The 8,321-nt window shown below is 40.1% G+C and carries 5 protein-coding genes; all 5 read right to left on the reverse strand.

The features are described from left to right. Nucleotides 1-108: 108 nt before the first annotated feature. On the reverse strand, nt 109-624 hold the full coding sequence (locus F6K37_RS26080; protein ID WP_287253197.1) for a hypothetical protein: 516 nt from the start codon (nt 622-624) through the stop codon (nt 109-111). A gap of 685 nt (nt 625-1,309) precedes the next feature. Beyond that, nucleotides 1,310-3,223 (reverse strand): hypothetical protein, encoded by a 1,914-nt coding sequence (locus F6K37_RS26085; protein ID WP_287253200.1) that lies wholly within the window; start codon nt 3,221-3,223, stop codon nt 1,310-1,312. A gap of 18 nt (nt 3,224-3,241) precedes the next feature. Continuing rightward, on the reverse strand, nt 3,242-5,890 hold the full coding sequence (locus F6K37_RS26090) for a DUF6603 domain-containing protein (protein WP_287253203.1): 2,649 nt from the start codon (nt 5,888-5,890) through the stop codon (nt 3,242-3,244). A gap of 11 nt (nt 5,891-5,901) precedes the next feature. Further along, a complete protein-coding gene (locus tag F6K37_RS26095; protein ID WP_287253205.1) occupies nt 5,902-7,455 on the reverse strand; it encodes a hypothetical protein in 1,554 nt (517 codons plus the stop codon). Nucleotides 7,456-7,459: 4 nt separating this feature from the next. Next, a partial coding sequence (locus F6K37_RS26100) for a hypothetical protein (RefSeq protein ID WP_287253207.1) occupies nt 7,460-8,321 on the reverse strand: 862 nt, incomplete at its 5' end.

Below are 8,321 nucleotides of genomic sequence, written 5' to 3' on the forward strand. Positions count from 1 at the left end.
TCTATTTTTAAGGCTTTTTGAAGTATTGTTTTTTGCTCTTGTGTCAGATAATTTTTTGCTGGCATATTTCCTATTATTGGGTTATTTATTAATTTTTATTATACCAATTTAAATGCCGAACAGCTTATTGGCTTTATTGCCTAGAGGAAACTGCTGGATCAGATTGCTAAATTCCCAAATAACTTTAGCGATGTATTCTGCTTGAGCTTCTGAAAATTTAGCACTTGCCCAGGTTTGCAGGATATCAATAAAGTTATCATCCAGTTTGTCTAGGTTGGCTCCCAACAGTGGGTAGACTACTTTGGGGTTGCTATCGCTGTTGTCAGTTGCCAGCAATACCTCTGTCAAGAATTGCAGATAGTCTTGGCATGAGAGATTAGCTGAGCTAGGGGTTTCTGAGATTCCCAGGATTTCTAACAGCTCACTCCTCAGACCCAGTAAAACCTCAGCACGGTTTTGCTTGCCCTCTGCTCTCAGTTGTTCTGCTACTTGTGCCATTACCTGCAATAACTCTGCATCCACTAACTCACGGTTGCTCTCAACAATTTGAAATTCTTCACCGCTGGGACAAGTTAGCACTTGCTCGATCAGCTTCAGGTATGCTCGTAGTCTTTGTTCGTCCATTTTTGCTGGTTTTTTCGGGTGCATCTGAGCTTTGGCAACAATAGGACCATTGAAGGCTAAAACACTTATCCCGTTCCCTGAATTGTAGAGTTACAACATAGAGTTACAATCTTGAGATGCACCAGTTTTTTATTACCCCTACTCCCTACTCCTTTCCCCCCCTTAATTAAGGGGGGTTAGGGGGGATCCTTACTCCCTAAAAGCCACAACTTGTGTAACTCACCCAATTCAGAACTCCTATAACTATAGCGTAACTATAGCGTTTTCTAGTAAGGGTGAGGTACATCTAAATTTTATTTCTGATTCCCAGCTCCTTTCCCCTCACAAGGGTAATGCGATCGCACTGCTTCTCAATCCCAACCAGGAAGATGGTGGGTTACGGCGCAGATATAACGCTACGCGCAAGGCAGGAAATTAATAAAATTAATCGTAGGGTGGGCAGTGCTTCCGAGCAATTACAAAGCTTGGTATAGGCTTAATAAGCACTGCCCACCAACAGGAATTTAATTAATAAATAGTAATTAATTGTCTACATTTTTAATAAAATGAATCGGACGGTGGGCAGCAGCAGTGCTTCATACCAATTTAAAAGCTGACAATCTCGAAGGTAAGCACTGCCCACCCTACATCTATATAAGACTACGCCCTATCTAGATCATGCGATCGCTAATCTTGTCGGGTGCGTTTACCCTGGCTTGTTGATGAATCTGACTTTCTCTACTCCTTCGATCATCTCTAAAGCAAATTGTGCTGAAGTAAATGAAGTAAATGTAATTGTGTTATTTTGTAATTCCCTTTCAATGTCTTGTTTCAATTCAGCGATATTGACCGTTCTTGTATCTTGATCTTTCCAAGGAATAGACTTAACCTTGGCTTCAATTTCTTGACCGTCTTGTTTTTTTAATTTTTTGCAAAAGGTTTTCCTAACATAATCATAGTCCAAACCAAAATGAATGGTTTCTGGTTTTTGGTGAATATCAACTGTTTTCACTTCCCCTTTAAATAAGCAAATCAAGACATTGGCAGAAAGGCGATCCATTCGTAGCAAGGGAAGTTTATCGTTGTCAGGAATAGCATTATCATTATCAACTGCCTTGCCATAACCATCAACAAGTAAACCAGGCCATCCTGCTACTACATCTGAACGCAGTAAAAACCCAGTTACCTGTTCATGAGGGTTTGCTGCTGGACTTTCCGAATGGCTACTATCATGGCCATGATCTGATCTGGTGACTCGCCCAATACTAAATGCTCCATCTAACAAGCATTCTATCCATAATGGATCGACCCAGAAGAAACGAATTGATTCTACGGGTAACATCTGTTCGTCGGGGACTAGGTAGTTAAAGGGTACGCCCTTGAGAAGACTTAAGTTGGTAAACCAGGATGCGATCGCATCGGGGAGTTCAGTATTGGACTGATTGTAGAAAGGTAAGTGACTTTCGGTATCTTGAATGATCTGTCCATGTCTGTGGCTGCGTTTCCAGTGGTAGAGGCTGATGGAAAAATTTTTACTTTGTAAAGCCAACAACCGCCCTAATTCCCAAGCAGCAGCATAGGAAATATCGAACATACCGTTATGGGGATTGTAGCGCACTATCTCATCCGCTGCACGGATGGGTAAGGTGATGTTATCGGTCCTATTGTTTCCAGTTATTAAAGGGCTATGATACCAGGAGAATGTTTTACCTCCCTGTCGTAAAAAGTGGGGTAGGGGAAGGTAGCCCATTGACAGGTATCCTTCCGCTTCGGTATTATCAACTTTGGGTAATCTTAGGGTACTGGGTTTTCGGTTAATATGAGTCAGTAATCCTTTAAAGCTTTGTTTTTCATCTACACAGGCAAACCGCCAACTTTTGAGACTAACTAAACGAATATAATCATTCTCTACTGCACCATTAAAGTTAAAACCTTTGTCATCATAACGCCCTTCTATAGAAACAAGATGGACGGTGCTGGTACTGCCTTTTTTTGGTAGTCTGTTGCCGATAATGACTGCTAGTTCATCTCCGACTAATTTATCTTTGTCATCTGTTCCTTGGCGCACATGAGCCAGATATGCTAAATCTTCTTGGGTAGGTAATATTTTATCTAATAATGATTTTTCAATATCAATAACAGTTACTTTATCGTCTTCATGTTGTCCGCTTTCTAGTTCAAATTCTGGAAATTTAGCGGGATAACTCTGGGTGTTTTTTAATTCTTTGAGGGTGATAACTTGGGGTTCTGGTTTTTCTTCTTCTTCAAACAGTAAAAGGGCTAACCAGTGTAAATTTTCATTATTAGCAACAGCCTGACGTTCCCAAGGTAAGGTGCTACGGTTTAATACAATATGGGGTAGAACATTGGAATGTTCGCCTAAGCTACCAGCCGGGGGAAATACAGCGTGAATATCTTTGGGTTTTAAATCAAAGCGTTCTCCTGATACAGTAAAACGAAATGGTTTACTTCCATCAGGTGGAAACTTAGTATCTTTAGGGATTTTTTGGCCGTCTATAGTTTGTGTAACAGTAATCTCATAGTTCCCATTTTTTAAGGCTGGCTGATGATACTGAATAAATTCGATTTTTGTGGCTTTAATTTTAGTAGTTTCTGGCATTTTGTTTTCCTGGAATAATTATTTGGTTGCTAAAGCTCCAATTTTCGGTGACAGTAATAAATTATCCGCAATTTCTGCACTTATATTAATTTCTTTACTATCTAAATTCAGTGCTGTTAATAAATTTTCTCTCGCTTGTTTGACTGAGTTATCCATAATAGTGTTACGGATATCTTTCCCATCTTCTTCCTGAAAATGTTTGATAATTTCCCATTCATAGGCATCATTCACAGACTCAGTGGTCGATTGTAGCTCTTTGCGATCGATAGGATGAGTTTCTCCAGCGTCGGGCTGTTTTTTGGGTTTAATTTCAAAGCCCGACAGGGTATTTTCAATAAACTGTTTACCATTCAAATCAGGGGTTAGGGATTCGCCCCAGAGTCCGGTAGGGGCTTTTTTCAGGATGGGAGTATAGGCAAAATCTTTTTCAACAGAGTCTTCATTTTTGGTAATGGTAATAGTATGAGTTGAGGTTAATTCACCAGATTTAACGTCCATTGAGCCAATACCAAATTTCTGGAAGTCAGATACCTTGGTTTCGTGTTCAGCATCAGTCGCAGGAATCACTGAATTAGTCACTAAACATAAGTGCTTGGGATTGATGACACCCAAATCTGATTTGTCGTCTTGATTGACTTTTCTGACTAAGCCATCTTTGACAGCTACACTACAGATATCACTATCGGCAGGGAGGAAAGACTTTTTGAATTCATCCCATTTAATGGGGGTTGGGGTTTGAGAAGCACTGGCACCAAAGGTAACATCAAAGGAAACAATCCAAAGATGAATATGGGCAATACCAGAAAATTCAGGTCCCCAAATATGTAAGTCTGCCCCTACATCTACGGTAATGTGGTGGGTCCAGAGGTCAGTCCAGGTATAGGAGACTCCCATATCCACATAGATGGAAGCATCATAGTGATAGGGTTTCCAGGCGATGAGAAAGTCTGCTCCAGCATTAAACCAAGCCTTAAGATGGCCACTGTGCCAAGTGGCTTGGAGGTGTCCCCCTGCCATCAGTGCTGAAGCAGTGAGGGCAAAATAACCATCAGCTTTGATGTGGAGTTTGCTGTTAACTTGCCAGTCAAAGGCGAGGCGTGGGACTCTCGGATAATGGGCGGGAACATTGAATTTGGGATGATAGCCCCCTAGAGTAAGAACAAAATCTCCATTATGTTCGTGGGGGGCAAACCAACTATAGAAGGCAAATCCTCCGGTGAGGTGGCATTTTTTGGAGAGAATGTAGGAGTTGGGGGTAAGTTGGGCGCGGACTCCTAAGAAGCCTTCCTCCGGGAGAAAGGTGGCTTTGAGGGCGAGTTGGACTTCAGCGACAGGGGTTTTACCTGCTTGTGGAGGGGCAACGAGGGTGGATAAGCCCAGGAGGCTGACTTCAAAGCGTTTCCCAAAGGCGACGGTGAGGAGGGCAAAGGAGTCGATGGTTTTGAAGGAAGTAAATTTGACTCCGACAGCGAGGAATATTTGTCCGGTTTCGGGGGGGATATATTCTTGGAGTTTGTTGAGTTCTTGGGTAAGTTTAGTTGCGCCGTCTTGGGTGTTGCTAGAGCCATTGTTTGAGTGAATGGCTTCTTCGACTAGAGGGAAGGTTACAACTTGGTCGATGGTGGGTATTTTCAGGGCGCGGTTGTAGCCGAAACCTGCTGCTAGTCCGGTGACGAAGAAGAAGGAGGGACCACCGAGGGGTTTATCTAAAACAGCATAGATAAATAAGGAGGGATGTCCTTTATCATCTTGGGTATAGGAACCAATGGCAGAAAGGGTAAAGGTTTCGGATTTAATGACTGCTGCACCATCGTATTCATCGACGGTTGTTCCGTCTTTGGTGATTTGTTTTCTGAGGAATGCGCCACCTATTTCTAAGGCACTTCCGCTTTGGTAGTCGATGCCTAAGCCTTTGAGGTTAAATTCAGGCTTAAATTCAGTGAGGGGTGAGTTGACAGAAAGTCCATCTAGAGAAAGAGTTAAACCTGCTGCCGATAAAGCAACATCTAATAAGAACCAGATTTTTTGGTCTTGATACTTTAAGCCAATTCTTTCAAAATGTGCTGGACCAAAGGATTTTTGCAATTGGAACCATTTAGTGCCATCAGGACTGGTGGTATCCGCAGAGGAAGGGGCGGTACTTTCAGGTTGACTATTTTCTTCCAGTTGACCGCTATTCTGATTGATTGCAATTGGTAAGCTTAATTGCCGAGTTTCGTTCCCCAACCGCATTGAGGTAGCAAGGTCTAATCTGTTGGTGAGACTTTTTTCGGGTAAGCTAATACCTCCTTCAGGATACAAAGTGTTGAGGTGAACAATTTCTGTTTGGCTAAAGTCTGCTTTTGTGACTAAGACTTGATAGGCTAATTTGATCGTTTGATCGGGGGGAAATTCTTTACCCACTAGAGGGAGTTTTGAGAGGTTTATACCGCTACCGATGTCTAACCCCAAGAGGAAATTGGTCTGTGTTTCTTTAGAGTAGACAAATAGGGCATCTTTGAGACTGATTGTTAAACCGGCTGGGATTTCATCTTTCAAGGTAGAGGAAATGGAGCCAATCAGGTTTTTAACACTGATATCAGTATCGTTGGTGTCGCGGTAAGCAGCGAGAAAGGTTTTGGAGGTTTCATCTGTATCGAAGATGAGGGGAGCATCCCAATTTGGCACGTTAGCTCTTTTTAGGGGGCTGAAACCCTTGAAATATCGTTGCTTTGGGTAATATTGTTTCCAAAATGGGATGCTCCCAAGATGAGGGCAAATTGTAAGTCATTGATTGTGATATGACCTTCAAAATGTTTTTTATAGGAACCGTCTTTTTGTTGAGTGATATTAATGCTGACGGTAATATCTACTGGTTCACCATCAATCGGGAATTTAGACTCACAGGTAAAAGTGAAGTCTTTGGTTTTGGTGTTGAATGAAACCCCAAGGTTTTCTATGATTAGTTCTGAGATAGATAAAGGAAGGGTTATCTTATCGAATTTATTAGCTAAATCATCTATAAGCGTTCCAATGTAGATTTCCTGTCCCGAACCAGTGCTACCTTGAAATTGCCATCCCTGATTTAAACCCAGATGACTAGCTGATACAACTATGTCAATTACCGCAAGCTTGAATAAAGCATCAATAGACCCTTTAACATGAGCCTTGGATTTTTCTGTATTAAGATTGACATTAGACAGTTCTACATACTTGTTTCCAGAAGCTTCATCCAAATAAAATTTCCAATTATCTGTTATACCTAAGCGAAGATTATAAGTTTCTTGGTTAGGATAAGCGAACAGATATAATTTAGTAACATCTATTTCAGGAAAATTATCTGCTGCTTTGAAAAAGTATTGAATTAGTGCCTTGAGATGAATTTTACTCCCTTCAGATAAGCCACCTATAATTTGATAGTCAGGTGCTAAAGCTCTAATTCTAATACTTGCCGTATTAGGAGAATCTCCTATTTCAAACTTTCCTGAAATAGCATAAATTACTCGCCGATTATTGTTACCCGGATTCAGCACAGTAGCGTCCAACATGATATCCGTGATGGCGGCTTCGGGCAATACTTCCCACTTAAAATCTTTAGCAGTGATTACACTCAAGCTGATGTACTCAACAGTACTGCTACCTGCATCGAATAGTATGCCGACATCTTCCACTTTCAAGGCTGCTGCAGCTTGTACAAAGGCGGGGATTTTAGGAGATAGATCACCGCCAGCAAAGGCAACCAAGCCAGATATCCCCTTGGAGGGTTTGAGGCTGCCTTTGAGAACCCACTTGTTCTGCACAACTGGCAGTTGCATAGAAAAGCGCAAATCAGGCAAAATGTTAACCGTACCACTGACAGAACCTTTGACAGGCACTAGGGCGTCTGCCACTTCTGCTGTTAGTTCAATATCTTTTAGGTAGAACCAGGATTCTCTGACACCAGGAAGTAATAAATTATTCTTGATAAAATTGACTTTTAAATTAGATTTGAGGGCATTAAACTCTTGCTTAAACAAAAGCTCTACTTCTAAATTGTCTAAGCCAAAAGAAGAAGTTTTTCCTCGTATAATAAAATATTGAATGTCTTCGTTTTCTTGTTCAGGAAACCGTACTATTTTAGTGATATTAATAATAAATTCTTTGTCGATCGAGCAAGACTGATAAAATTTGCGAATAGAACCTACTGATAATTCAGATGTTAAATTCAAATTCACTTGATTCTTGATTTTATTGTATAAATTTTGTAATTTCATAACATTAGTCCTCTGAATAATCAATTAAAAATGGCAAGGAAAAGAGCGCCCCAAGCAATTTATCATTCACTTCGTTATTATAAAAATTTTTTATGTATGCAAAGTATTTTTGATATTTTTTGCCTTTTTCATATGCATTATTTATAAATTCTTCAATTATCTGATCGGGAGTCTTTTTTCCGTCCGTACTTTCTAAAATTTTCTCCCACTCTTCAAAACTATTAACTAACGCGAGAGAGTCATTATGACACTGATCTCCACTTGGGTTATTAGGAGCATTGGCAGGAACTGGTGGGTATAATTTGTTGGTCGTTTGACCTTCTCGGTCATCGCTAGAAACCAAATGAAAATAGGGCTTACCAATGTTCAATATTAAGCTAGCACTACCTTCTCCTTCAAATACACAAGGGAGTGTAGAAAGAGAGTAAATATAGTCGTATACATCTGGAGGAACTGAACCCAATTGCACTATTGTGATTTCGTTTTCATTAATATTTTTTTGAATTTCTTCAGTATTTATGTTTTTGTAGAGAAACTTAACTTTCTTGTCTCTTAAATTCTCCTGGATGTATTGATTTAACACCCCATTAAGTATCTTTCCCGGCTTTATTTGTTTTTCAAAAAAATAGTAAGGGTTATTGATTCCTTCCTCAAGATTATAGTTTGTTAAGGATAAAATAACAATTTGTTTTGTTTCCGATTGTTTTTTTTTCCATTGCAATAATCCAGTAATAAGATTAAATAAAAATTCATCGTTAGAACATAAAATTCTGCCTTCGGAATAATAGACAGGACTCATCAATATCTGATTATTATTACATAATGATGTAATTACTGATAAGATTTTATGCTTCTCTGGATCTTTC

It is taken from the genome of Moorena sp. SIO4E2 (assembly GCF_010671945.1).
GTDB lineage: Bacteria > Cyanobacteriota > Cyanobacteriia > Cyanobacteriales > Coleofasciculaceae > Moorena > Moorena producens.

Coding starts and splice junctions, on each gene's coding strand:
- F6K37_RS26080 (WP_287253197.1), bottom strand. CDS start 624: ATGGACGAACAAAGACTACGAGCATACCTGAAGCTGATCGAGCAAGTG.
- F6K37_RS26085 (WP_287253200.1), bottom strand. CDS start 3,223: ATGCCAGAAACTACTAAAATTAAAGCCACAAAAATCGAATTTATTCAG.
- F6K37_RS26095 (WP_287253205.1), bottom strand. CDS start 7,455: ATGAAATTACAAAATTTATACAATAAAATCAAGAATCAAGTGAATTTG.